Genomic DNA, 24767 nt, shown 5'->3' on the forward strand with positions numbered 1-24767 from the left:
AGACACCATGCTTATTTCACGAATTCTCACCGTTTGCTTGACACTGAGTGCTGCTCTTCCGGCAACTTCAGACCCTGTTACCGACGACACCGGTCGATCCGTAGATGTTCCCAACAATCCCGAACGGATTGTCGTGTTGCACGAGCCGCTGCTGGGGATTCCCTTGATTGACCTCGGCATCGAAATCACTGGCGCCTATGGGCGCGGCGACCAGGGCGAATTGCTGAGCGCCGTCGATTTCACGGTTGCCACTCTGGGGGATCGCGCGCAACCCATCCCCCCGCGCGGGATCGGCCCGTTCGGCAACATCAACGTCGAAAGGTTGCGGGCGCTGAAACCTGACCTGATCATCGGCACCGAGTATGATGCTGCTCTGGCAGACTTTCTTTCCGCCATCGCCCCTGTCTATCTGCAAGATACCGGCACTGGACGCGTGCGGGGATTCGAAGTGGAAGCCGACCTTGCCAGCTTGTTGCACCGTGAAGACGAGTTTAAGGCCCGCAAAGCCCCCTATGATGCACAGGTAGAAGCGCTAAAAAACTCTGTGACGGGCAAACTACCGGGCACCAGCTTTCTGGCCGTGATCGTGCATGATCAGATCAATCTGGTTGGAAGCACTTCAGGCATGGTGCAAGCGCTCGAAGATCTGGGGCTGACGCGCGCAGATATCGCAGGCGGTATGTCGAATGCGCCAGGTTCGAATTTCGCCGCACCGATCAGTTCGGAACTGTTCATGCAGCTTGATCCTGCATTGCTTGTGCTGATGAACAGTTACATGGAAACGGCCCAAGGTGAAACGGCTGTGCGCGCGCGTTTGGATCGAATGGCACCGGGTTGGGATCAGTTTATGAAACCCGCGCGTGAGGGCCGCATCCTGTACCTTGATCCCGCGCAGGTTACCAGCCCGACAGTTGCAAGCGCCGAACACACGCTCGATGCCGTTGAAGACTGGATCAGTGACCAAAACTAATCTGCGGCCTACTCCCAAGGTTGACTTCAGGGCGCGTCAATTCTACCGATACGTTGTCTGAGTACCTAGACACCCCAGCCAATATCGGATCTGACGCCGTGCGATCCGGGCAGCTATTTCCATAAATCCGGCCGGACAGTTGTTCGAAGATGTACCGTTCTCAATGGGTGTGACATCGGGACAAAGACGGGAATCTGGCCCAAGTTTTAAGGTTTCCAATGCTGGACCGATTAGAGTACCCGCTGAACACACAAGCATTCGTAGCCGGCTTGGATTTTGCGGCCGCCCGAGAACTGATGCTGGGTGATGCCGAAAGATGGGACTTGCCCATTTTGCAAGACGACGCGCAAGCGCTGGTCGTCCAACTGGCCTATGGGTTGTGCAGCTTTGAACCGCAGCCCTCCGGAACCTTGGCGGGATTGCACGCCACGCGGCCGGAAAAATTGCACGTCATTCGGGAACGTTTACTTGCACGCCTGACGGAATTGGTCCCGGAACAGATCAGTGGCCTCAGGTGGACGGGATCTGAACAATCGGAACAGGTGGCTGCCGGCGACCACCCGCCAAACTTTCACTTTGCCACGGTTGTTGATGTGTGGTCACCAGCCGCAAACTTTCTGCGCGTTCGGGCCAGCATCTCTGATTTGTCTGGCTTCGCCCAAGACTCGATTCACTTCCGCCTGCTTCTGCCGCCAAAGGGGGTGTTGGAACCGGAATGGCCCATTCTGGTCGAAAACGGTTCTACCCGCTGGCCTCAGGGTGCGAAGGCTCTGCACAAACCTGTTTACACTGTTCAAAACCTGGATAGGTCCGCTGGATTTATCGACTTTGACGTGTTTATCCACGAAGGCGGTCGGATGAACGAATGGGTGCGCACTATAAATCCGGGTGAACGGTTCGCGCTGCTCGGGCCGGTTGGTGGGGGCGTACTGGAAAACCCGAAAGTCCTGCTTTGCGGAGATGAAACGGCCTTCCCTGCTATCGCACGCATATTGGACAATCTGCCAAAAAACGCACAAGGGCGGGTTCTGGTTCTGTCGGACCACGTCGACAACCGTGCTTATCCATTCGCCGATCTGCCAGGCGTGGAGCTGCAACGACTTTTCAGAGGCAAAGATGATTTGGCGGCAACCGCTTTGAAAGAACAGGCGAAACACCCGGACCATTTCTTTTGGTTTGCCAGCGAAAAAGACGAGGTTGCCCTGGTCCGCACAGAATACAAATTGCGCCAGGGCGATCCGTCCGAAGCATATATATCGGCCTATTGGATTGCGACCAATGGTTAGGCCCGCGAGGCCTAACCTTTTAGTCCGCCTGGTTTGTCAGATTATTGAGCCCTGCAGGCGTGAAAACAATGGAATGCAGCAGCAGCCCCAGGCCATGCCTGTAAGAAAACACCGTGTATGCGATCCAGCCCTGTTCCATCAAGTCCGCCAATGCGCCTCTCAACGAGATGTTCAAATCTTCACCATAGGACGTGAGCAAATTAATTGACGCCGGATAATGATCCGCGAGGTACCTCAACACTTTGATTTGGGTTTTTTCAAAACCCATCTGGAACACTGGTTTTCTGATCAAGTGAACAGCTGCGATCTACCTAAAGCAATGAACTACAGGTCAATCTGCGTCTTCCATTTTTGTTGCGTTGAGTTGGGCGAACAACTCGGGTCCGACGCGGTCATACAGTTCGATCTGGGTCTCGAGGAAGTCGATATGGCCTTCTTCATCCGACATCAGGCGTTCAAACAGTCCCATTGAGACATAATCGCCAGCGTCTTTGCAAACGTCCCGAGCCTCTTTGTAAAGTGCGCGCGCGCTTTGCTCTGCGGCAAGATCGCATTCCAGTGTTTCACGCGGGTTCTCACCAATCTTCAACGGATCAAGCTTTTGCAGGTTGGGATGCCCCTCAAGAAAGATGATCCGTTCAATCAGTTTGTCTGCGTGCTCCATCTCTTCGATGGATTCTTCGCGGCTTTTCTTGGCCATGCTGCCAAGGCCCCAATCGTCTTGCAGGCGATAGTGCAACCAATATTGGCTGACTGCCGTCAATTCGTGCCGGAGGGCTTTATTCAGGTACTCGATTACCTTTTTGTCGCCTTTCATGATGAAACTCCTTGGCTTTACCTAAAATTGGATTGAAACACCTCTATGGGAGAAAATGCTAACACTCAAAATGCAGATTCCAAACTTCCTAATAACCTGTTTTATAACAAATAGTTGCTGTTTTCCTGACGATTCTCGTTTGAATTGAAACACGCCGTCTGAGAGCGGCTTTCAACCGCTTTCCCGCAGCCGACCAACTCTTCGTTGCGAGATTTAGAACTTGGTCGCAAAGGGACGAAGATAGATACCAAACGAACTCAACGGATGCGCTTCGTACCGTTGCAATCCAATCGCCAATTCTTCGTCGCGCCGGGACCAGCACCGCGATCCGAACAAAAGGCACGTGGATTGTTCATTTTCAGGGTGATGCTACTTGGTTCCGCATCGTTCCGCCACGCCTGCGGACACCTTGGGGCACGTCACTCCCTTGACGGAAAACGGGGCCAACTGCGCCTATTCCCTGACCGAACCGCCGGGTGTTTCTGCCACTTGGTCGGATCGGAATGGCGGAAGAAACTTGGCGGATCTCGCACTGGCTGCCCTGGCCGAGTTCCCACAGCACTTTTTGTGGTTCGCAATGAATAAGCCGGTGCCCAGAGGGTACGCGCTGCTTACAATGCCAAAATGGGGACCCTGCCCGTGCATATATTGGGTCTTATTGGAGCGCGTCCGGCATCGCAGACTGAAACATGCAAACAGCAACAATTTGCATGGGGTTGCACGACTTAACAATGTTGACAAAATCTCACGGGAATTTTACGGCAGTATGGACACGGGTTTCCAAGTCCCGAGCCAGATTGCGCTTTTGTGTGCCGCAATTCAGCCAACTCACAGAAAACTCAATTGAAGCCGGAGGGCTCTTGGTCCCTCGACTTTTTGTGCTGAAATCCGGGGTGATTTCGCCAGTCTGACGAGACTCCGCCACCCTGAAACACACTACGGCCTACTGGAGCCGCCAATGAAAACGAACTCGATAATACTGGCTGTTTTTCTCGCCATTCCTGTTGCCGGTTTTGCCCAGAATACGACGCCTTCGGCAGCACCCGAACTCCCGGATTCTCTGAAGGCGGCCCCAACCTCAGAAACAGAGCTGCAAATCTCGCCCGAAGGCAGCGCGCGAGAATTCGCTACGGATTCAACGGCCACTGACGCCTTACCTCAAGCAGCCACGCTTGAGGCCGAGGGCACCGAAGCCCCCTTGGCTGCCCAAATCCCAGTCCCAGCCAGTCCACAGGAGGCGGATCTGTGGCAAACCACCCAAAATGCATCAGGAAAGGCGACCGAGTTTCTTAGGAACGGTGGGCCATCAATCTGGGCGATTGCCGCGCTTTCGGTCATTACACTTGCCCTAATCTTTTGGAAAATCTGGCGGCTTGCCCTGATTGGCGCATGGGCGCGCGGGAAAGCCGGGCAAGCCGTTGAAAAATTTGAATCCGGCGACGCCGAAGGAGCGCTATCGACGGTCAACGGTCGTATAGGCATACGATCGAAAGTCGTGGCGCACGCGATCCGCTCGATCCAGCACATGCCAGAGGAACGTGCCCGCGAGGAAACCGCGCGTGTGGCAAAGCGCGAGATTGCGCAGGCGGGTACGGGATTGCGGGCCTTAGAACTGATCGCGACCATCGCGCCCTTGTTGGGTTTGTTGGGAACGGTTTTAGGCATGATCGCGGCTTTCCAAGCGTTGCAACAGGCCGGCAACCGTGCCGACCCTGCCTTGCTGGCGGGTGGTATCTGGGAAGCGCTGTTGACCACCGCTGCAGGTATGGCGGTGGCCATTCCGGCATCGGCGGCTCTTACGTGGTTCGAGGCTGTGATCGACCGCATTCGGCGGGATGTTGAAGATGGTGCAACACGGTTGTTTGTAGCGCAGCAATCAGAAGAGATCAGGCTGGTGGCGGAGTAGGGCGATGCAATTCGCGCCGCCGCCAAAACCCCGGCGAAAGCCAAGCCTGACACCCATGATCGACGTGGTGTTCTTGTTGCTCGTGTTTTTCATGCTGGCATCGCGGTTTGGGGCGGACGCCATGCTGCCGCTTCCGCTGGCGGGCTCTGGTGGCGAATACAGCGGACCGCCGCGCCTCATCGACATCTATCCGGACCGGGTGTCCCTGAATGGTGTCGTGACCGCCGACCTGTCGCAGGCGTTAGCGCCGTTGGTGCAGTCCCCCTCGGACATGCTGGTGCTTCGCGGCAAGGACGGGGCAACTTTGCAACGTATCGTCACTGTAACCGAAAGCCTGCGGCAAGCTGGATATGTTTCAGTTGTTTTGGCCGAGTGACATGATGGATCTTTCCCCTCCCCCAGCCAGGCAGCGATCTGAATCCATTGTTCCGATGATCAACGTTGTATTCCTGTTGCTTATCTTTTTCCTGATGACCTCGAACCTGGCCACACCCGAACCGTTCGATGTCACGCCGCCAGATGCACGCTCTGAGGCGGAAGTGGAAGTGGAACGCATCCTGTATGTGGACAAAACCGGCAGAACCGCATTCGACGGGGTCGAGGGAGAGGCCGCTCTGGCGGCCATTGCTTCTATCAGCGAGACGGATTCCATAATTCAACTTCGCGCAGACGCCGAATTGGAAGCGAGTGTTTTGGCCAAGTTGCTGAAGGACCTGACAGCCGCTGGCCTCAGCCGGGTCGAACTGACTGTGACAACGCGATGAAACGGGCGTTGGAGATTTTCGTCTTTGTCGCCCTGGCCTTGGGTGTGCACGTTCTGGCTTTTGCTCAAAAGCCAAAGGATGGGTTGCGATCAGGCGGCAGCGGAGGGGAAGCCGTTGTGTCCATCAAGGCTGCAGCTGCCACCGTAACTGAGATGATCGAAAACTGGGAAAGACCCCCTGCGACCGTATCTGATTTACAACCCGCTTTGACTGCACCAACTGCACCTGCACCTCTGGCACTGACCGCGCCTCAGATTGATCTGAGCCCGGCCCCACGCCCGGAAATGCGTTTGGCAACACCAATGCCTGACACTCAGGACGAATTCCAAACCGATACGGTGCAGCCCCCGCCTCCTCCGCCGGAGCCTGAACCCGAAAACAAGGTGACATCGGACACAAAGCCCAAGCCGCGACCACCTGAACGCCAACCCGAACAAGCCCAGAAAGCCAAGCAGGCTTCGGCGGGTCGCAAGAAAGAGGTCGCCGCAGGTGCGGGTGGTGCTTCGCAGGCCGGGCTTGGACGTGCCGAGGCGACGACGGGCGACCCGGGCAAAAGCGCCAAATTACAAGCCGTTTGGGGGGCAAAAATCCGCGCCCGCATTGACCGAAGCAAACGCTTTCCGCGGGGCGTCAAAGCCAGTGGGGGTGTGACGGTTGAACTGCATATTTCGCGCGACGGAAAGCTGTTGAGTTATCGCGTCCGCAAGTCTTCAGGCATGGCTGCGTTAGATGACGCAGCCATGAAAGCCATCACTCGGGCCGGTCGGTTCCCGAAAGCACCGAAAGACCTGCCGGGCAATAATTTTAGGTTTTCTGTTTCGATCAGACTGACGCCACGCTGACCAGTGGCCGCACGGATTGAAACAGCAACTTGGCGAAACGCCACGACCCCGTGGGCGTTCAGCGCACAGCCTGACACCTGCATAAAGTTGAACTTAGCCAACGCCCCCCCACACATGCGAGCATGTGCTGACGGGCAATGGATGGCGAGGATCGTCTGGGCCTTGGTCGGCAAGAGGGAAGTCTACCGGGCTCCGGCTGCCAACGCGTAAAGCGTCTGTGGCTGCGAGGCGGCGGGAACGGAGGAGGACGATGGACGTGATGACAACAGGATCGTGAGACCGGATCGGGAAATCTAGCTTGCGACAGAGTGCTTCGAGCACGGGGTTTTGAAATGGAACGGATCCGCTAGGGTCAGGATTCATAACCAATAGATGACGAGCGCAGCGAGGGCGATGGCCGATAGGAACACTTTGCGGCATCTATCATATCGGGTTGCCACTCGCCGCCAATCCTTGAGTCTGCCGAACATGATCTCTATTCGGTTTCGCCGTTTGTAACGGCGCTTGTCATATTTGATTGGCGTATTGCGTTGCTTTCGACCGGGGATGCTGGCGCATATCCGCAGTAGCTGACCAGTGACTAAGCCTCATAAATGGCGGCCCTTATCATGCCGAAATTAACATATTTTGCACAAACCTGCTCAAAGCGGACCTTCACCCCACAGTCTTCATGCCGCGCCGCCCGTCGAACCTGCCGTTCACTACGAAGGCAAAGTCAAAGGCTGCGTGAACTCGTGAAATGAGGGGCAAACCAGCCTTTTGACACTTGGCGCCGAATATCCGGTTCCTACCTATTGCGATGCAGCCAAAAATTAACTCAGCACGAAATCAAAGCTCTTCTTCGACGAGAGAAAACAATTCGATTGGACGAGGAAGGCCACGAACTTCGTGAAACCCACAAGGCAAAAACACATTAGGTGAGGCACCAGCAATCGCTGATGTCACCAGCACTCTGTGGCCGATAGATTTGGTTAGACCCTCTATTCGACTGGCAACGTTCACTGCGCCCCCGAGAACCGTGAAATCAAGCCTTCCAGGACTGCCGATGTTGCCATAGCTAACTTGCCCAACATTGATCCCGATCCCAACATCCAACGACGGCTTTTTGACCTCAACGCGGCGACGGTTGAGAGCCGTTAAACCGGCCAATACACTTTGTGCAGCTTGCGCAGCCTTTCGGCATCGGTCGGCGTGATCAGCCTGAGTTGAGATAGTGAAGATCGAGAGAATTCCATCCCCCATAAACTTGAGAACATCGCCGCCGTTATCTTCCACAGACTGAACAACCAGATCAAAGTAGCCGCTCAGGGCGTCAAAAACATCGGTCTCGGGCGCGACTTCTGAAAGCGCCGTGAAACCTCGCAAATCAGAAAACATGACAACTGCATCAAGGGTTGTTCGTTCGCCTCGCTTGATCCGCCCGTTCCACACGGCATCTGAGGGCCCATCGCCAAGATATGTTCGTAAAAGCCCCTTGGCGGATTTGCGCATCGTCACAGGTTCCAACGCGGAAGACAGCGCAGGCAGTGCCGCCTCAATCAATTCTAGGTGTCGCGGTGAAAAGCCGTCTGGTTCCTGCGTAACAAATGTGCAGCCGTGCAGAGATCCGTCGCCATAATACATCAAAGTGGCGTAGTAATCTGTGCCACCTAACCCAGCAAATTCAAGGTACGATGAATGCTCAGTCTTCGGGTCCAGTTGTCGCAGGCTTTTATGAAGCGGCTTCCTGTGCTCCAGAATGTACTCAAATGAGCTGCCAACATACCCTTCTGTCAACGTAGTTTCATGAGTCACGTCGTAGCTGTCGGTTCCATCAGGGGTCCAAACGACCCCCCATGCTATGAGTAAAGGATTGGCGAAACGCTGACCGATATTGACCCGCCAGAGCGGAACACCTTCCTCAATTAATGACGAGCAGAAATGAGAAACTACTTTCACCGGGTCGCCTGAGCGGCGTCCTTCGGTAATCATCCAGTCGGTTAGTTGTGCTACGGAGGCCATGCTCTCAGACTAGTTGCTTAGACAAGATGATCAAAGAACCTTGGCTCTACCCCTCTTTTGTCGGGTCGCTTGGGGACAAGATCATCTTCGATAGTGAGGTAAGCTCACAAGTGCAGCAATGGAGCCTCCGAATGCCGACAGGAAAACGACCGAATGTGATATTGATCTTGGCCGATGATCTGGGTTTTGCAGATTTGGGTGCCACCGGATCGGAAATACGCACTCCAAATATCGATGGCCTTGCAAGGGATGGTGTGCTGCTTACGGCAATGTATAACTGCGCCCGCTGTTGTCCTACGCGGGCGTCTCTTTTGACAGGGTTGTACCCGCACAACGCAGGTGTGGGCCATATGGGGGCCGATCTGGGAACGCCCGCATACCAGGGGTTTTTGCGTAATGACAGCGCCACCATAGCGGAACATCTTCGCGCAGGCGGCTATCGGACTTTGATGTCTGGCAAATGGCACGTCGCCGGAAATTTCATGGCGCGTGAAGTTGACAGTTGGCGGGTTGGAGATGTTGAGCATCCGACGCCGAGACAGCGCGGTTTTGATCGCTTCTATGGGATCGTTGATGGCGTCACCCACTTCTTCTCGCCGCACTACATTCTCGAAGATGACAGCCGTGTCATGACATTCCCCGATGACTTCTATTTCACAGATGCGATCACGGACAAAGCGATTGAAATGATCGAAGAAACGCCCGACGGCCAGCCATTTTTTCTTTATCTCGCGCATACTGCACCGCATTGGCCCCTACATGCCCATCCCGAGGACATCGCCCGCTATGACGGGGTGTATTCAGGCGGTTGGGATACAATCCGTACCGCGCGACACGAAACCATGAACAGCATGAACCTGTTTCAGAGGAACTGGGAAATTTCTCCGCGTGATGGTGCTGTTCACCCCTGGGCGGCCGAACGGAATACCGGTTGGGAGGCACGTAAGATGGCCACCTATGCTGCGATGGTAGACCGAATGGATCAATCCATCGGCAGGCTCATCGCTTCGCTAAAGCGTTTGGGGCAGTTTGAAGACACCTTGATTTTGTTCCTGTCCGACAACGGCGGTTGCGCTGAATTCATGGCGGAAGACGGGTGGGCAAAGTTCTTCCCGGACACCACAAATGACGGTCGCCCAATCGAAATGGGAAACCGGCCCGACGTTATGCCGGGCAGCGCTCAGACATACCAGAGCTACGATAAACCGTGGGCAAATGTCTCAAACGCGCCATTTCGGTTGTTTAAGCACTACGTCCATGAAGGTGGAATATCGACACCGCTTATAGCACATTGGCCCAAAGGGTTTGCCTCCAAGGAAAACGCGCACGCCGCCTGTCATGTCGTTGATATCTTACCTACTATTTTAGAGGCAACGGGATGCCATTACCAAAGTGAGGTTGGTGGTCACGAAATTCAGCCCATGCAAGGGCAGTCTTTGATGAACCTGTTCCGCGGCAAGGATTGGGCGCGAGAAGAACCTATCTTTTTCGAACATGAAGGAAATTCGGCGGTGCGGCTGGGTCAGTTCAAACTTGTCAGGCAGCATGGGCAAGATTGGGAACTCTATGACATTGAAGCGGATCGCACGGAGTTGACTGATTTGAGGGGGAGCAACGCCGAATTGGAGGAGGACTTGATCAACCAATACAACGACTGGGCCAATCGGACAGGAGTTTTGGATTGGGATGTTGCACTTCCGAGGTTACTACAGGCTTGGAAAATTGAAACAGCCGAAGGATAGTTGACTTCACATAGGGTTCAGAACCGTCCATCTCTGTACTTCAAGGAGTGGACTCTCTCTAGCTCGAACCGGACATTCTAAAATTGACTTTGGAGTTTCGGTTGGCGGACCAAAGCCGAACTTCGACCCTTCACTATGAACGGCTGGTATGCGCACAAAGCGTTTGCTGAAAGCGTCCGATGGGGCGGTAGGCCGACCCTTTCTTTGTCCGCTAAAAAGCTTCTTCAAGCTTCAAAAAAAGAAGCCGTCAGCAATTTGAAAGCAACGACCGTATGATCTCTATGAATACCTTTTCGTCTTTATTTTGACGGCCTAGCTAACGATCTCCGCAACAACGTCATATGCACTGCACGCGGCCACGTGCATTTAGCCCCATTCACCATCCCATCGCTGGTTGTATGCATCTCCTTCGAAGTGAACGCGTCCATCGATTGGGGCCCCCAACGTTCTTGGGGATCCACTTCCAAAATAAGAATAGGAGCGTCTACACTTTCAAAGGGTCTGTCGCAAACTTTTGGATGGCTAAGCATCTTTAGACTTAGAGAGCAGTTTAGCCTGCCAGTTCGGCGAATTGTTGAAACGGGTGGAGTCCGGGCGTGAATTGACCTTTGCGGATCATGTTGACCAATTCTACACCTGCCAGGGCAGATGCGGCTGAAGCGAAGGATTTGAAACCGAGCATGGGCTTGATCCGTTGTTTTATGAATCGATGGTCTTGTTCGATGATATTTTTGACGTACTTCCGCCTAACCATCTCAATCGGTATTGGGCAACCAAAGCCTTTCAGCATCTTGTTTATTGCTTTTATGCCGGCAGTGTTGGCGCCGCTTTTGTCGATGACAATCTTCCGTGGCAAGCCGTTCACCTCAAGCGCACGAGCGAAGAACTTCGTTGCAGCAGCTTTATTCCGGCGCTCGGACAGCATGAAATCAAGCGTTTTGCCGAACTTGCCGATCGCGCGATAGAGATACACCCACTCACCCTTCACTTTCACATATGTCTCATCCATACGCCAAGAACGATCCACAGCGCGCTTTCGATGTCGCGCGGCTTCAGCCACGAGCCCGGCATATTTACCTACCCAGCGGTTCAGCGTCGCATGATCCAGATCAACGCCCCGTTCGGCCATGATTTCTTCCAGGTCTCGATAGGAAACACCATAACGAAGGTAAAATAAGACCGCGTGTAAGATCACATCCTTCGGGAAATGCGCGCCTTTGAATGAGATCGTCATGGTCTCCTCCTGTCATATCCGAGCGCGCGCTATCAGAACCGCAGCCGGCATGACAGTTGGGAACAAAGTTTGCAACAGAACCCCCTTGGCAAGGGAGGCAATAGCAAAAGCGAGAGGAGCTTTCAGCCACCGCCCAGTTCAGGCGTATGAACACAGTTTAGAAGTGGTCAGCTTGGCTTTTACCAACGCCTCAGCAAACGCGACAGCGCAGGCAACGCCATCAACAACGGGTAGGCCGAATTCTTCGGACAAATGCGACATTAGATCGGTCATACCCGCGCAACCAAGAACGATCGCTTCGGCGCGGTCTTCATCGATGGCGGCCCGAATTTCAGCACGGATCTTGTCGATGTACCTTGAATCATTTTCCTCAAGCTTCAGGACGGGCACATCCGATGCCCGAACCCGAACACAGCGGCGATCCAGGCCATAGCGCAGAAGATTTGCTTCTAACCCGGCAAGCGAGCGAGACAGTGTTGTGATGACTGTGAATTTTGGGCTGATCATAGATGCGGCATGGTAGGCTGCTTCGCCAACACCGATCACCGGGGCAGTAGTGATGCAACGCACCGCATCAACACCGGTGTCATCGAAACAGGCAACAACAATCGCGTCGAAGTCCGGGTTTTGGGCAACAACTTCCAGCAGGCCCGGTACACAGGTCGACACATCAAGATAGCCCTGGATGCTGGCAGGCCCGTCTTGCGAGTTGACTGCGACAATCTCGGTTTCGGGATGCGCGACAGCCTGGGCGGCTGCCTCGATCTTTCGTGTCATGGAGCTGGTGGTGTTAGGATTGACGACTAGAAGTTTCACAACATCCTCACACTTCTCCGCCCAGATAGGCGGCTTTGATCCGGGGATCGGTCAACAGCTCTTTAGAATTGCCCGAGATAACCACACTTCCTGTGGTCAGCGCATAGGCGCGGTGCGAGATCGACAACGCCATGCGTGAGTTCTGTTCGACCAGCAGCACCGACACGCCTTCGTCCCGGTTGATCGCGACGATGGACCGTGCAATGTCTTGCACAAGCTTGGGCGCAATTCCCAACGACGGCTCATCCAGCAGCAGCAGGCGTGGCTTAGCCATCAGGGCGCGCCCGATCACCATCATCTGCTGCTCGCCACCCGACAAAGTTCCTGCCGACTGGCTGTAGCGCTCTTTCAGACGCGGAAACCGTTCCAGAACCGAATCCAGAGTGCGCTGAACATCCGCTTTGTCCGAGCGGGTAAACGCCCCCATCAGAAGATTGTCCTTAACAGACATATAGGGAAAGACGCGCCGCCCTTCGGGAACCATTGCGATGCCTTTCGAGACGATCTCGGCCGGGTTGGTTCCGGCAATCTGTTCGCCCTCGAACGCGACCGAACCGGACTTGATCTTCGCCAGCCCAGTGATCGCCCGCAGGATGGAGCTTTTGCCTGCACCATTGGCACCGATCAGAGCAACCGTTTCGCCTTGCTCAAGATCAATTGATACCCCTTTAAGGGCATAGACGTGATCGTAGTAGAGCTCGACATCCTTGAAGTCTAACATCTTGGTCATGGCTCAGATCCCGATCTCGTCATCGGCGCTGCCCAGATAGGCTTCGATAACTTTTTCGTTGTTCTGGATTTCTTTCGGTGTGCCCTCGGCGATCATCTCACCGAAGTTCAACACGATAATACGGTCCGAGATATTCATCACCGCAGGCATGTCATGTTCCACCAGCAGAACGGTCACGCCCCGGTCATCTCGCACCTTGCGCACCAGATTGACCATTTTCATGGTCTCGTCGTGGTTCATCCCGGCGAAGGGTTCATCCAGCAGCAACACCTTGGGATCGGTCGCCAGACCAATCGCAATCCCCAACGCCCGCAGGTTGCCCTGCGGCAGGTTGGAGGCCTGTTCGTTGGCGATTTCGGCCATGCCGAGGAATTCGATCAGATCGTCGGCATATTGCCCGAAGCTGTCGACATCTTCATGCGCCGTTTTTGTGCCCCAGAAATACCCGGCCAGCGAAGCACGGGCCCGTAAGTGCTGTGCGACGATGATGCTTTCGCGCACTGTCATGGATTTGAAGATCGTCGTTTCCTGAAACGTGCGGACAACACCTTTGCGCGCTACTGCGTGTGGTTTCAGGTTTGAAATCCTCTCGCCCTTGAACAGCACCTCTCCGGTCGTAGTCGGCAGGAAGGACGAAATCATCTTGAACAGCGTGCTTTTGCCCGCCCCGTTCGGCCCGATCACCGACAGGATCTCGTTTTCATTGACGTTGAACGAGATATCGCTGTTCGCGGTCAGGCCACCGAATTTCTTGGTGACATGGCGGACTTCCAGAAGATGGCTCATTTGTCCGCTCCCTTCTTGCCGGGCAGACGCAGGCTGAGCAGCCCATTGGGCAAGAACAGCATCAAGAGGATCAGCAGGCTGGAATAGGCAAGCAGTTGGAAGCGGCCCAATTCGAACAACAGGTCCCAGCCAAAATACAGCACCAGCGTGCCTAGCATCGGCCCGAACACATAGCCCAGACCACCCAGGAAGCAGTTCAGCATGAAATTCACGCTGTCAGCGACCTGAAAGCTGGAGGGATAGACCGATTGCGCAATCGACCCGAACATCGCGCCACCGATACCGCCCAAAAAGGACGAGATGGCAAAGATGATGATCCGAATATACGAGATATTCACGCCGATTGAGCTGGCCAGTTCCTCATTCTGCTGCATCGATCGGCACAGGTGACCCAGCCGCGAATTCACCAGCCGGTACATGGCTGCAAAGGTCAGAACCATCAGCACGCAGGCCGTGTAGTAGAAGGCCAACCTTGGGTTTTCCAGCGTCGCAAAGTCCGGGATCAGCGGAATACCCAAGATAGAAACGCCCCCCGGCAACGGGATCGACGTGATGCCCTTAGCCCCGTTGGTAATGGGCAGCGCAAGGGCTGTGAGTGTGACAACCTGCGTCAGCACCAGCGAAATCATCGCAAAGTAGACACCGCGCAGCCGTAGGATCGGCAAGCCGATCAGAACCGCCACTCCGGCCGCAAAGAGGCCCGCAAGCGGCAGGGACACCCAGAACGAAATGCCCGCCTTGGTCACCAGAATGGCCGAGACATAAGCTCCGATCAGGGCAAAGGCGCCCTGCCCGATGTTGATGCGGCCGATATAAAAAGTCAGCCAGACACCGGCGCTGGCAATCGACAGCAGCGCAACCGAGGTCAGCGTATAGTAAAGGTCAGACCGCCCGGACGCCGCGATAAAGCCAGGAACCGCAACGAAGATGGCCAGTAGGAAAAACGCCAAACCGGCCCATTGGATCATGGAAAGTTTCGGCACTTTGTTAACCCCACGGTTTGCCCATCAGGCCCTGCGGGCGGATGGCCAGGAAAATCATCAGTGAGATGAAGATCAGCAGATAGGTGATATCGCCATATTGCGAGAGCACCGCCAAACCAATGGCTTCCATGAAGCCAAGGATGATGCCGCCTGCAATCGCGCCGGAAATCACACCTGCGCCGCCGATCATAACCATCATGAAGGCCTTGATTGAGGTCGGTCCGCCCATACCCAGATTGACGCCGGTGATGGTCACGAGCAGGCCGCCGACCAGACCAGCCAGCATCGCGCCCAATGCAAATCCAATCATGGAGTAGCGGGCAACATTCACACCCATAAGCTGGGCTGCGGTTCTGTCCTGCGCCAGCGCGCGCAATGCGCGACCGGTTTTGGAATATTGCATGAAAAGGATAAAGGTCACGATGGACAGGATGGCCAGCACGCATATCAAGATACGGTCATATGGCATGATCAACCTAAAATCCCAGTTGAAGACGCCGTTGACGATCTTGGGCACACCGCGCTGTTTTTCTCCAAAGACCAGCAGGATGACCGCATCGAACAGAAACGCCAGTCCCGCCGCCAACAGCATTGTGCTTTCTTCGCGCGACGATCGTCTTATGACTGGGGCGAACAGAAACCGTTCTATCAGCGCGCCTAGCACAGCCAGAGTGATACAGGACGCCAAAAGCGCAAGAACGAACGGCCAACCGAGTTGTCCGTAAAAAGTGTAGGTGACAAACCCACCGAGAACGTACATCTGTCCGTGAGCAAAATTCAGTACGTTCATCAGGGCGAAGATCAGCGTCAGTCCCAAGGCGATCATCGCATATTGCGCGCCCAGATAGATGCCATTTGCTAGTATCTGTTCCATTGGAGTCCCGCGTAAGGTTCGGGTATCCCGGGCTGATCATCAGCCCGGGAGGGATTGAGGCTCGTTAGGCGATTGCCTTGGTTGGGAGTATTGCCTCAGTCGACTTCAGCAACAAAGAGCGTTTCGAACTCTCCGTCTTGGTAGACGTTCACCACCAGCGGGACCGCGATCTGACGCTTTTGCCCGAAGGATGACGTGCCGACATAACGCATCTTCGCATCGCCCTTCATGAAGGGATTTGGTGCTTCGAACGTATCCATTGTGGTCTGGAATGCGTTCACATCGTCGATACCTGCCGGATTGGCGTTTAGCGTCGCCAGAATATACTCCAGCGCATAAACCTTGGTATTCGACTCGTCGTTATATTCGCCGAACATGTCAGTGTAACGCTTGACGAATTCCTTCATGTCATCTGACGCGATTTCAGGGGTCGAAGCGCCACCCACGGAAATGAACCCGTTGGCCAGATCACCAGCACCTTCACGCAAAACTGTCGCGTCCTGCGCCGTTTCAGTTGAAATGATGCCCTGGAAACCAAGCTCGCGGGCTGAGCGGATCAGCTGAGGTGCGTTGGCCGGTGAAACACCCGATAGAACCAACAGGTCAGGCTGCGTCCGCATGACAGGTGTCAGAACCGGGGTAAAGTCAGTGGTGTCCACCTGATACGTCACGTTGTCAGAGACAACTTCAAGACCCAACGCATTAGCCGCAGCAATCCCGCCATCCCGCTGACTCAGCGGATCGGATTCATTGGCGGCAACAAAAGCCACCGTCTTCACGCCCTTTTCGTCCTTCAGATACTTATAAATGGCAGGGCCTGACTGATAGTTTGCGACCATGCCCAGAACCGCATTTGATGCGGGGGCTGTATAAAGCTCTTTCGGGAAAGCATATGGGAAATACATGATTCCCTTTGCTTCGGCGACAGGGCGAACGGCGGCTGCACCGTCATCCACATTGGGGCCTACCACATAGTGGATGCCTTCCTGGGCCATCTTTTCCATACCAGCGATTGCACGCTTGGGGTCTTTCTGATCGTCGAATGAAACGATTTCGATATCGTAGGTCGTGTCGCCGATCTTGTAGCCACCGGATTCGTTGATCCAGTCAGCCCGCGTCTCCATCGATCGCTGGTTAGAGATACCCCAAGCCGCGGCCGGACCCGAAGTGACACCGACAAAGCCGATCTTAAGCACGGGGTTTTCCGCCCAGGCAACCGAGCCAAGCACGGATGCGGCCAAGGCCAATGCGACCGAGGATTTCATCAGTTTTCTACGTTTCATTCTTTCCTCCCTATGAGGTCTCGGCGCCTCTTCTGGGCGCTTGGCGAAGTAAACAATGCGACCGGTCGAATCCCGGAACGCCCCTTGGATACTGCATTGTTAACAATCTGTGTCAACATTTTTAGTCAACGTGTTTATTGATATTGCAAACAGAAGACCGATATATTGTCAGTTAGAAGTTGTACGGCTAAGTACGATCGACATATATTCCTGCCAAATCGGAACAAGATGACAGACGCCCAACAAAAACTCGACGCCGTCCAATCCGATCCGGATGAGCAATTGATCGTTGACCGAATTTATTCTGCGGTCATGGAACAGAAGCTGGCGCCTAGAACCAAATTGAGCGAACAAACCTTGTGCGAGACTTTTGGCGTAGGCCGAATGCGCGTTCGCCGAGCTTTGTTGTTATTGAGCAGCCAGGGCATTGTTGAACTGCACTCCAACCGAGGTGCCTTTATAGCCGGTCCAAGCCCTGACGAAGCTCGAGAGGTGTTCGAGGCCCGCTTGATCACTGAATCCGGTATCGTACGTGCACTCGCACATGAGATCGGCAGCGCGGGGATCGACGCATTACGGACACATGTCAAAAAAGAAGATAAGGCCCGGGCAGCAAATGATCGAACCGAGATCATTCGGCTTTCAGGTGAATTTCATGTGGAGCTGGCCAAATGCCACAACAATTCGGTACTCACACGCGTTGTCCGCGAGCTGGTTACCAGGTCATCTCTGATCGTGGCATTGTTCGGAACCAACAGGGACTCTTCGTGTCCCGATGATGAGCACGCTTCGATCATTGATGCGATCGTGAGTGGTGATCCACAATCCGCGGAAGACAACATCCAACACCACCTCCTCCACGTGAAAAACAGCCTGGATCTGGAACAAACCCGAAAGGTGGAACCCGATCTGGCTAAGATACTCACCGGGCGCATGTAATTTTACTGCCACGCAACCCTCTGCCCACATTACGCGCAAAAACTGGCCCTTTTGTTCATTAGTTCCGTTGAACCACAAATTTTCTGTTACATTTGATAAGTATCGCTTATCGGTAATGATTGATTTTCCCGCAAAACCGGTGCAGATTAGAGCCCATGACGACCCCTGCCCCCTATCTCCCGGCCCCCTCCCCTGCCCTGTCGCAGGCGGATCAGGACGCGCTGACAGACCTCTATGTCCGCGGCACCCCCGCCAACACGCTGCGCGCCTATAAGCGCGACCTGCTGTTTGTCACCGCGTGGGTATCCGTACGGTTTGTCGTCGGAATGGGCTGGCCCAGTTCAGAGACAACACTTTGCGCGGAACCGACTTGTCGCTCCTTGGTTAATCTTCCACGGAAGATGAAAAACGATCAGCTAACTCGAACTTTTTATTCAAGCCCGCGACATAGCCAGCCACGTGAGGAATAGAGATATTGGGATTTAGATGAGCCCTTGCAGAAATTCAAAGCGATGGACGTCACCCAAATTGCAGTGCAGGAGTCAAATAGCACAGCCAGGAATGGAACCACAGGTTTGACCCCAATATCCGTGCTTCTCAGGCACAGGCACATAGAGTGCCAGAGTGAATCCTCAGGAGTTAGCTCCAATGACCTCGGGAAAAGGTCTAGTGCAAAAAGAAAAGAGCACCGGATTTTTCCAGTGCCCTCTCTTAAAACTTAAAACAGCAACCTTACCCATGGGTAAGATCATCTTCCTCAGGAAGCGCATCAATAAATGCCGCTACCGCTTCTTCCAGTTTACTGCGGTCAACACGCGTGAAATCCAGATCGTATCTCAACTCAATGCGCCCACTTGATGCAGAGCACTTCGCGATCCCTGCCCGCCCCGAGACCTGAAATGTAGTTTTCGCACGGCGCGGTTTGCTCGCGTTCTTTTCGGCAGTGAGCTTTTTAGGTGCGTTTGTTTCCTGATCTCCGAGAAAAGATCTGAGTATCGACACCTCTCGCGCGCCATCCCGATCCGGTTCACGCATCACGGCATCGCTCACCAGACGGACCAGCCCCGGTGTTGAATCGAGCTTGCGCTTCAGCTCCACACCCACATTTCGCGGAATGTCATTTGGATGCATCAGAGCCTTGTCCAGCATCATCAGCAAGCTGGCAAAAGACCGGATATAGCTCCGCTTGGTATAACTGGCGGACTTGAACAGCAAGGAAACAGCCTTGTCTACGTCCGGACAATCATTCGCCGGATCGTCGGCGTAAGCTCGGGCAAGCGCCCCCATTTCCGCAAACGAGATATCTTTGCGGATCAAGTTCTCATCCACCATACGGCGGTAGCTGCTGTCGAGATCGCTGGCTTCAGAAATACCCGCCGGTATTTTCGCGTATCGATCTTCGCCCGTTTCCTCGAACAATGCACGATATGCTGACAAACGGCGCATGCCCTGGATCAGTTCAAACCGCCCGTCCGATCGGCGTTCAAGACGGATGGGGTTGGACAACCCGATTTCGCGAATTGATGCCTTGAGCTCATCCAGTTCCGGATCCGGGCCCGGCTTGCGATCCCGCGTCAATTTTTCAGTGACGACATCTGCCAAAGCGACGTGTTCCGTCACCAGGCCTTCAGACCTTAACCGCACCAACTCATGCGCAAGACGATCATTCTCGGCCCGGATGGTTTCTTCTGTCGATTGCTGGTCACGCAAGGCGTCAGCGTTTTCCGAAATTGCCGCAGCCATCGGGCCGCGCCGTTTTTCGAGAACCTTATCCGGAACCTTCCCGACAGGAATGTCATCCATTGCCGGCAAATCGATATCAAACATTCTGCGCTTACGGCTCATGCGTCATCCTCCAGCTTATCCCAGGCCGACAGCATCACGCCCCGGAATTCTTCATAAACATTGTCAAAGGTCGAACGAGCGCGGCGCCAAGTTTCCCGGGTCATCTCGCGATAATCCATCTCGTACACCGAACTTAAAAAACGGCCTGACTGTTCGACCGCACGGGTCATCTCAACAGGATGCTCGGCAACATGTTCACCAAACACTTTCTGGAAGGCATCGAACATCGCCTGATGCAAGGCATTCCCGGGCTCATACCGAGTCAGAAGGAACCGCAATTCGCAGAATGTTTTCGGAAGACCGATCTTACCCGTGGGTAAGGTCTTGTCGAACCCATAGGCTAGATCCTCCAGAGCTTCTGCTAACTGACCGATAAACGATGTGGTGGAGTCATACTCCCAATACCCAGGGCCAGACGGGATATACAACATGTCCGCGGCAAAAACCGCGTTCATGGACTGATACCCAATGGCCGGGGGACAATCGAACAAGATCAGATCGTAAGCGTCGTCCGGGATCTGATCCAGGTAACGGGACACTGCAGCAAAGAAAGACCATTCCGGATTCAGATGGCGATACTGTGCCGAGGCGAACTCGACGAAAGCAGCGTTCGCGCAGGACGGTATCGCATCGATGGTCGACCACGATGTCTTTCGTATGAAGTCGCTGATCCTCAGATCGCCCAGTCCCATGTCAGTGATTGCCGGCGGCAACTCGCGGCGGGGCAGGGCGGTGCCAGACTCGGCGGCCGCGGGGCGGTTGTTCATACGTTCGGTTTCGCGGATCAGGTCACGCGCCATGATCCCCCAGACAGTATAATCCTCGGCAACGTCGGTCAGGCCCATCGAATGGCTCAATGTGGCCTGGGGATCGAAATCCACGACGAGGACCCGATACCCATCAAGCGCGGACGCATGAGCAAGATGCAAAGCCACGGTCGATTTACCGGCTCCACCTTTAAAGTTCGCAACAGCGGCGCGGATTGCCCGCTTGCCTTCGGGTCGAGGAGGCATCAGTGATTTGCGGTTTACTTTGAGCCGCCGCCGCAACTCATTCACTTCCTCTAAACTGAACCAGCGCTGACGCCCCTCCGGCTCAACCTCGCCACCTGGCAGCGACGGATCGGCGGCCAGCTTTCCCCGAAAGGTCGACTGGTTCACCTGGAAGATCAACTCGGACACTTCCCAACTGGAAAACCGACGGAGTGTCTTCTCCATCTCCGGGCTAAAGGTCTGCTGGCGAATCCATCCCTGCAGCTTGAGGGATTGATTGCGCAATGCATTCAGGTCTTCGTGCGTGTACATGCCTCATGTCTCTTAGTTTGGAACGTAAATTTCTGTTCGTTTCTTATTTACGCCCGATTTGCGCTTTACGCAAAAGAAAATATGATGAGAATACAATCTTACCCACGGGTAAGAAAACGAGGCCCAACACGGCTTTGAGCGATTCGGATGGCGACGAGATCAAGGGGTACGATTCGCAACGCTCCTCCCGCCGTATTTAGGGGGACACTAACGCATGAACGGCCACATATAGGGGGACAGAACAGCCCAATAAGGGGACGCACAGGACGTCCCCCATCACCAATACTTCACCAAATTTCTTTTATTTTTTGAGATCAATTGGCGCAAAATTCTGACTGGTTTCAGACTCTTCTTGACAGAATCGAAGCTTTGGACGCTAATTGTCCCAAGATGACGAAAAGCGTTGGCAAACGGCGCGGGACTGGCGAGGGAAACCTCGTCTGAGGCAGACAGAGCGGTGAGAACGGGTATGCAGCTTGCTAAACCGGTCGGGCGGAATGCGGCGGCCTTAAAATACGATATACTGTCTGCTCTCAGCGTCCATGCGTTGTCAGGCGACAAGCATCGACAGCGCAGTATATTGCGTATCATGGCGCTTATTACGACCCGATATAACTGGCGAAACAACGAATTATCGATTGGGCGTGAGGAAATTTCGCGCCTTTGGACAGTGAACGAAAGAACCGTAAAGCGCGAAATGGCCAAATTTCGCGCATTAGGGTGGGTAACTGTCAAAAGGCCAGCGGCACGGGGGCGGGTTGCAGTGTACGAAATCGATCTCAAGCAGATCATGATTGATACGCAAGAGGTCTGGCCGGTCATAGGATCAGACTTCCAGGCCCGGATGAGCGACGACCCGGAACCCGAAACGAATATCCTACCTTTCACGGTAAAACCCGCCGGGCCGGAGACTTCGGACGCAGATGTCTGGTCGCAGGTTCAAACGATTCTGCATGGGCGGGACCCGGAACTGTGGGCGAGTTGGTTTCAGCATCTTTCTGAAGCCGAAAGGGCAGGGGGGCGTGTCACCCTTGTCGCGCCATCGCGGTTCATGGCCGATTACATCGCTCAAAAATGGACCGCGCGACTTTTGGCCGCCTACAGCCGTGTTGACCCCAGTATCCGAACGGTTCGTGTTGATGCGGCTGATTGAAGGAACCAATCAGGTTCAGCATCTGAAAAACTTCTCTTTTGCGGCGACTGGAGGTTCGTACAGTTCCAAGGGAACATATGCGCGAAAGGCAGTATTCTGAACGGGGATGAGGGAATACCCGCCGAATTCGTGCTGCGAAACCGGACAATTCCTTTGCCTTTTTCAAACGTACAGATAGGCTTCGACAATGGAAGATTCACCTGTTCTTTCCGCTGAAAAACCACCGCTGGATCAACTGGTTGGGTCCACGGTTAAAACGCACAGAACGCTGGCTGGATTAACGCTGTCCGGGTTGTCTCAGCGGTCCGGGGTGTCGACGGCAATGATATCCAAGATCGAACGGGGACAGGTGTCTGCCTCGCTGGCGACGCTTGAGGCCCTTGCAGACGGCATCGGTGTTCCCCTGATCAACTTCTTCGCCGGAACCGTGGAGCGCACGGATGTGTCATTTGTGGCCGCAGGCGAAGGTGTAACCGTTCAGCGATTGGGCAGCGGTTTTGGCCATAGTTACAAGCTGATCGGCCGGGCAGAGGCGAAACATGTCAGTTTCGAGAGTTTCAGCGTCACATTGGAAAGCCCGTTGGACAAATGCCCGCTATATCAACATCAAGGCGTCGAATTCATTCACGTAACGGATGGTGAAATGGTCTATGGCTGCGGTGAAGCCACCTATCATATGCGCCCGGGCGACAGTCTCAGCTTTGATTCAAACGCCACCCACGGGCCGATAGAATTGAAAACCGACAAGGTCAGTTTTGTCACCGTAGTTGCCAAGGCCGTGTCAGGCGGCAATTGAAAACGCCCGGCAACTGGGCCGGGCGTTCAGCAAATTTGGTGATAAATCGGGGGGGGTCAGAGACCCCATTTCTCGCGATTGGCTTCGAAGAAGCCTTGCGCCTTTTTCACTTCGATCCAGTTGTTCACATAATTGATCCAGACCTGATCGCCCTGCGGCAGGATCATCGCGATGGGCGACGGCGAGCGGGGGCCTGCGTTCTTCACGCGTTCGACCGGGAATTTGGCCTCGAGGGTCGATCCTTCGATGTTCGATGTGATGAACACATCCGCGCGTCCTGCGATCACCTCCTGAAAACCACGTGCGGGGGCTTCGACCACCTTGATATCGGCGTTCGGGAACCATTCGCGGACACGTTTTTCAAACGTGGTGCCCAGGGTAGTTGCGACTTTTACCCCTGGCTGGTTGATCGAGTCATAGCCGTCGAATTTATCGGCCTTGTCCTTGGTTGTGTAAGGGAAGAGCTCGACCGAGATATAGCTGTCGGAAAAGCCTGCGACCTTCATGCGCGGCGGTGAAATCGAGGCTGATCCGGTCAGGTGATATTTGCCTGCCACCACACCGTTGACGAGGGTTTTCCAGTCGGTTGGCACATATTCGACCTCAACCCCCAGATCGGTGGCCAACTCGTTCATGATGTCGATGTCGTACCCTTTGTAGCTGTTGGTCGCAGGGTCACGCAGCGACATCGGGTTCCAATCACCGGTGGTGCCAACCTTGAGCACGCCGGAATCCAGCACCTCGTTCAGGGCAGATTGTGCCTGTGCGGCACCTGACAATACCAGCCCGAGCGCGGCGGCTGCCGCAGCTTTCCAAAATGTGTTCATAGGTTTCTCCCGTTGGTGGCGTTTCGACCTTGTTGCCGTATTCATCATTGATTTAAGCCCAAAGGGAAAGATAACCTCAAGAAAATATTATACTGTGACTAAAACAGGGGCAGTTCAGCTTATGCCAGACGCCGCAATCGAACTTGTGGGCGTGAACAAGTGGTTTGACACGTTTCACGTTCTCAAAGACATCAATCTGACAGTGAACAGCGGCGAAAAAGTGGTGATTTGCGGGCCTTCTGGGTCGGGCAAGTCCACCGTTGTGCGCTGTATCAACCAGTTGGAAAAGCATCAGAAAGGCGCCATTCGTGTGGATGGGGTCGAGTTGACGGATGACGCGAAATCCGTGGCCACCATTCGGTCCGAGGTTGGAATGGTATTCCAGCAATTCAACCTGTTCCCGCATCTGACTGTTCTGGAAAACCTGACTTTGGGCCCGATCAAAGCGCGCGGCCTAAGCCGCAAAGAGGCGGAGGAAAAAGCGCGTCATTATCTGGATCGGGTGCATATTCCCGATCAGGCGGACAAAAAGCCCATTCAATTGTCGGGCGGCCAACAGCAACGCGTCGCAATTGCGCGATCCCTGTGTATGGAGCCGCGCGTGCTTTTGTTTGACGAGCCGACCTCAGCGCTGGACCCAGAAATGATCTCGGAAGTGTTGGACGTGATGGTCGAGTTGGCCAATGAAGGAATGACTATGGTGGTCGTCACGCATGAGATGGGGTTCGCCCGCAAGGTGGCTGACAAGATGATCTTCATGGATGCCGGTGAGATCGTCGAAGAAGGCAACCCCGAGCATTTCTTCACCAATCCTCAGTCTGATCGGTGTCGCAAATTCCTGTCACAGATCCTGCAGCACTGAGAGGGGC

The 24767-nt window shown here is 54.5% G+C and carries 24 protein-coding genes and 1 pseudogene; 11 read left to right on the forward strand and 14 right to left on the reverse strand.

Annotated elements, in window-relative coordinates; translation table 11 throughout:
• The first annotated feature begins 7 nt into the window (after positions 1 to 7).
• Together ACR0LF_RS06045 and ACR0LF_RS06050 are read left to right on the forward strand one after the other, a co-directional pair.
• The gene (locus tag ACR0LF_RS06045; protein WP_480580340.1) at positions 8 to 970 is read left to right on the forward strand and encodes an ABC transporter substrate-binding protein; all 963 of its coding nucleotides are present in this window, start codon (positions 8 to 10) and stop codon (positions 968 to 970) included.
• A 218-nt stretch (positions 971 to 1188) separates the two neighbouring features.
• A complete protein-coding gene (locus ACR0LF_RS06050; protein WP_480580343.1) occupies positions 1189 to 2256 on the forward strand; it encodes a siderophore-interacting protein in 1068 nt (355 codons plus the stop codon).
• Positions 2257 to 2275: 19 nt separating this feature from the next.
• On the opposite strand, the gene ACR0LF_RS06055 is transcribed toward ACR0LF_RS06050, so the two are convergent.
• Both ACR0LF_RS06055 and bfr read right to left on the reverse strand, forming a co-directional pair.
• Positions 2276 to 2524 (reverse strand): hypothetical protein, encoded by a 249-nt coding sequence (locus tag ACR0LF_RS06055; RefSeq protein WP_480580346.1) that lies wholly within the window; start codon positions 2522 to 2524, stop codon positions 2276 to 2278.
• A 63-nt stretch (positions 2525 to 2587) separates the two neighbouring features.
• Positions 2588 to 3073, reverse strand: a complete 486-nt coding sequence (bfr, locus tag ACR0LF_RS06060; protein WP_480580349.1) for a bacterioferritin — start codon at positions 3071 to 3073, stop codon at positions 2588 to 2590.
• A 958-nt stretch (positions 3074 to 4031) separates the two neighbouring features.
• On the opposite strand from bfr, the gene ACR0LF_RS06065 reads away from it, so the two are divergent.
• The 4 genes from ACR0LF_RS06065 to ACR0LF_RS06080 are packed head-to-tail and all read left to right on the forward strand — an operon-like array spanning position 4032 to position 6585.
• Positions 4032 to 4979, forward strand: coding sequence for a MotA/TolQ/ExbB proton channel family protein (locus tag ACR0LF_RS06065; protein WP_480580352.1), 948 nt, complete (start codon positions 4032 to 4034; stop codon positions 4977 to 4979).
• Between the two features lie 4 nt (positions 4980 to 4983).
• Positions 4984 to 5355 carry an ExbD/TolR family protein gene (locus ACR0LF_RS06070; protein WP_480580355.1) on the forward strand — a complete coding sequence of 124 codons (372 nt, stop codon included), beginning with the start codon at positions 4984 to 4986 and terminating at the stop codon, positions 5353 to 5355.
• Between the two features lie 4 nt (positions 5356 to 5359).
• Complete coding sequence (locus tag ACR0LF_RS06075; protein WP_480580358.1) at positions 5360 to 5743, forward strand: ExbD/TolR family protein; 384 nt, start codon at positions 5360 to 5362, stop codon at positions 5741 to 5743.
• The gene (locus ACR0LF_RS06080) at positions 5740 to 6585 is read left to right on the forward strand and encodes an energy transducer TonB (protein ID WP_480580361.1); all 846 of its coding nucleotides are present in this window, start codon (positions 5740 to 5742) and stop codon (positions 6583 to 6585) included. The genes ACR0LF_RS06075 and ACR0LF_RS06080 overlap by 4 nt, the downstream gene beginning before the upstream one ends.
• Positions 6586 to 6944: 359 nt before the next feature.
• On the opposite strand, the pseudogene ACR0LF_RS06085 reads toward ACR0LF_RS06080, so the two are convergent.
• Together ACR0LF_RS06085 and ACR0LF_RS06090 are read right to left on the reverse strand one after the other, a co-directional pair.
• A pseudogene (locus ACR0LF_RS06085) lies at positions 6945 to 7133 on the reverse strand (transposase); the annotation flags it as partial.
• A gap of 280 nt (positions 7134 to 7413) precedes the next feature.
• Complete coding sequence (locus tag ACR0LF_RS06090; protein WP_480580364.1) at positions 7414 to 8586, reverse strand: adenylate/guanylate cyclase domain-containing protein; 1173 nt, start codon at positions 8584 to 8586, stop codon at positions 7414 to 7416.
• A 131-nt stretch (positions 8587 to 8717) separates the two neighbouring features.
• Between ACR0LF_RS06090 and ACR0LF_RS06095 the strand changes: the two genes are divergently transcribed.
• Positions 8718 to 10328 carry an arylsulfatase gene (locus ACR0LF_RS06095; RefSeq protein WP_480856140.1) on the forward strand — a complete coding sequence of 537 codons (1611 nt, stop codon included), beginning with the start codon at positions 8718 to 8720 and terminating at the stop codon, positions 10326 to 10328.
• Between the two features lie 550 nt (positions 10329 to 10878).
• Here the strand turns inward: ACR0LF_RS06095 and ACR0LF_RS06100 are convergent.
• The 7 genes from ACR0LF_RS06100 to ACR0LF_RS06130 form a co-directional block, all read right to left on the reverse strand.
• Positions 10879 to 11562 carry an IS6 family transposase gene (locus ACR0LF_RS06100; protein WP_480580631.1) on the reverse strand — a complete coding sequence of 228 codons (684 nt, stop codon included), beginning with the start codon at positions 11560 to 11562 and terminating at the stop codon, positions 10879 to 10881.
• A gap of 138 nt (positions 11563 to 11700) precedes the next feature.
• Entirely contained in the window at positions 11701 to 12378 is a 678-nt protein-coding gene (locus ACR0LF_RS06105; RefSeq protein ID WP_480580629.1) for an aspartate/glutamate racemase family protein, read from the reverse strand.
• Between the two features lie 7 nt (positions 12379 to 12385).
• Positions 12386 to 13108: an ABC transporter ATP-binding protein gene (locus ACR0LF_RS06110; RefSeq protein ID WP_480580627.1), complete on the reverse strand. Its 723-nt coding sequence runs from the start codon at positions 13106 to 13108 to the stop codon at positions 12386 to 12388.
• A gap of 3 nt (positions 13109 to 13111) precedes the next feature.
• Positions 13112 to 13894: an ABC transporter ATP-binding protein gene (locus tag ACR0LF_RS06115; RefSeq protein WP_480580625.1), complete on the reverse strand. Its 783-nt coding sequence runs from the start codon at positions 13892 to 13894 to the stop codon at positions 13112 to 13114.
• On the reverse strand, positions 13891 to 14862 hold the full coding sequence (locus ACR0LF_RS06120) for a branched-chain amino acid ABC transporter permease (RefSeq protein ID WP_480580635.1): 972 nt from the start codon (positions 14860 to 14862) through the stop codon (positions 13891 to 13893). The genes ACR0LF_RS06115 and ACR0LF_RS06120 overlap by 4 nt, the downstream gene beginning before the upstream one ends.
• A 19-nt stretch (positions 14863 to 14881) precedes the next feature.
• Complete coding sequence (locus tag ACR0LF_RS06125; RefSeq protein ID WP_480580623.1) at positions 14882 to 15751, reverse strand: branched-chain amino acid ABC transporter permease; 870 nt, start codon at positions 15749 to 15751, stop codon at positions 14882 to 14884.
• Between the two features lie 95 nt (positions 15752 to 15846).
• Positions 15847 to 17034, reverse strand: coding sequence for an ABC transporter substrate-binding protein (locus tag ACR0LF_RS06130; protein WP_480580621.1), 1188 nt, complete (start codon positions 17032 to 17034; stop codon positions 15847 to 15849).
• A 228-nt stretch (positions 17035 to 17262) separates the two neighbouring features.
• Here ACR0LF_RS06130 and ACR0LF_RS06135 point away from each other — a divergent pair, with 228 nt between their 5' ends.
• Positions 17263 to 17973: a GntR family transcriptional regulator gene (locus ACR0LF_RS06135; RefSeq protein ID WP_480580619.1), complete on the forward strand. Its 711-nt coding sequence runs from the start codon at positions 17263 to 17265 to the stop codon at positions 17971 to 17973.
• A 732-nt stretch (positions 17974 to 18705) separates the two neighbouring features.
• Here the strand turns inward: ACR0LF_RS06135 and ACR0LF_RS06140 are convergent.
• Both ACR0LF_RS06140 and ACR0LF_RS06145 read right to left on the reverse strand, forming a co-directional pair.
• A complete protein-coding gene (locus ACR0LF_RS06140) occupies positions 18706 to 19818 on the reverse strand; it encodes a ParB/RepB/Spo0J family partition protein (RefSeq protein WP_480580617.1) in 1113 nt (370 codons plus the stop codon).
• Complete coding sequence (locus ACR0LF_RS06145) at positions 19815 to 21122, reverse strand: AAA family ATPase (protein WP_480580615.1); 1308 nt, start codon at positions 21120 to 21122, stop codon at positions 19815 to 19817. Before ACR0LF_RS06145 ends, ACR0LF_RS06140 begins: the two co-directional genes overlap by 4 nt.
• Positions 21123 to 21885: 763 nt before the next feature.
• Here ACR0LF_RS06145 and ACR0LF_RS06150 point away from each other — a divergent pair.
• Positions 21886 to 22275 (forward strand): DnaA N-terminal domain-containing protein, encoded by a 390-nt coding sequence (locus ACR0LF_RS06150; protein ID WP_480580613.1) that lies wholly within the window; start codon positions 21886 to 21888, stop codon positions 22273 to 22275.
• A 187-nt stretch (positions 22276 to 22462) separates the two neighbouring features.
• On the forward strand, positions 22463 to 23071 hold the full coding sequence (locus ACR0LF_RS06155; RefSeq protein WP_480580612.1) for a helix-turn-helix domain-containing protein: 609 nt from the start codon (positions 22463 to 22465) through the stop codon (positions 23069 to 23071).
• A 56-nt stretch (positions 23072 to 23127) separates the two neighbouring features.
• On the opposite strand, the gene ACR0LF_RS06160 is transcribed toward ACR0LF_RS06155, so the two are convergent.
• Complete coding sequence (locus ACR0LF_RS06160) at positions 23128 to 23898, reverse strand: transporter substrate-binding domain-containing protein (RefSeq protein ID WP_480580610.1); 771 nt, start codon at positions 23896 to 23898, stop codon at positions 23128 to 23130.
• Between the two features lie 121 nt (positions 23899 to 24019).
• Between ACR0LF_RS06160 and ACR0LF_RS06165 the strand changes: the two genes are divergently transcribed.
• On the forward strand, positions 24020 to 24760 hold the full coding sequence (locus ACR0LF_RS06165; protein ID WP_480580608.1) for an amino acid ABC transporter ATP-binding protein: 741 nt from the start codon (positions 24020 to 24022) through the stop codon (positions 24758 to 24760).
• Positions 24761 to 24767 lie beyond the last annotated feature (7 nt).

This window comes from Ruegeria sp. E8 (assembly GCF_056533985.1).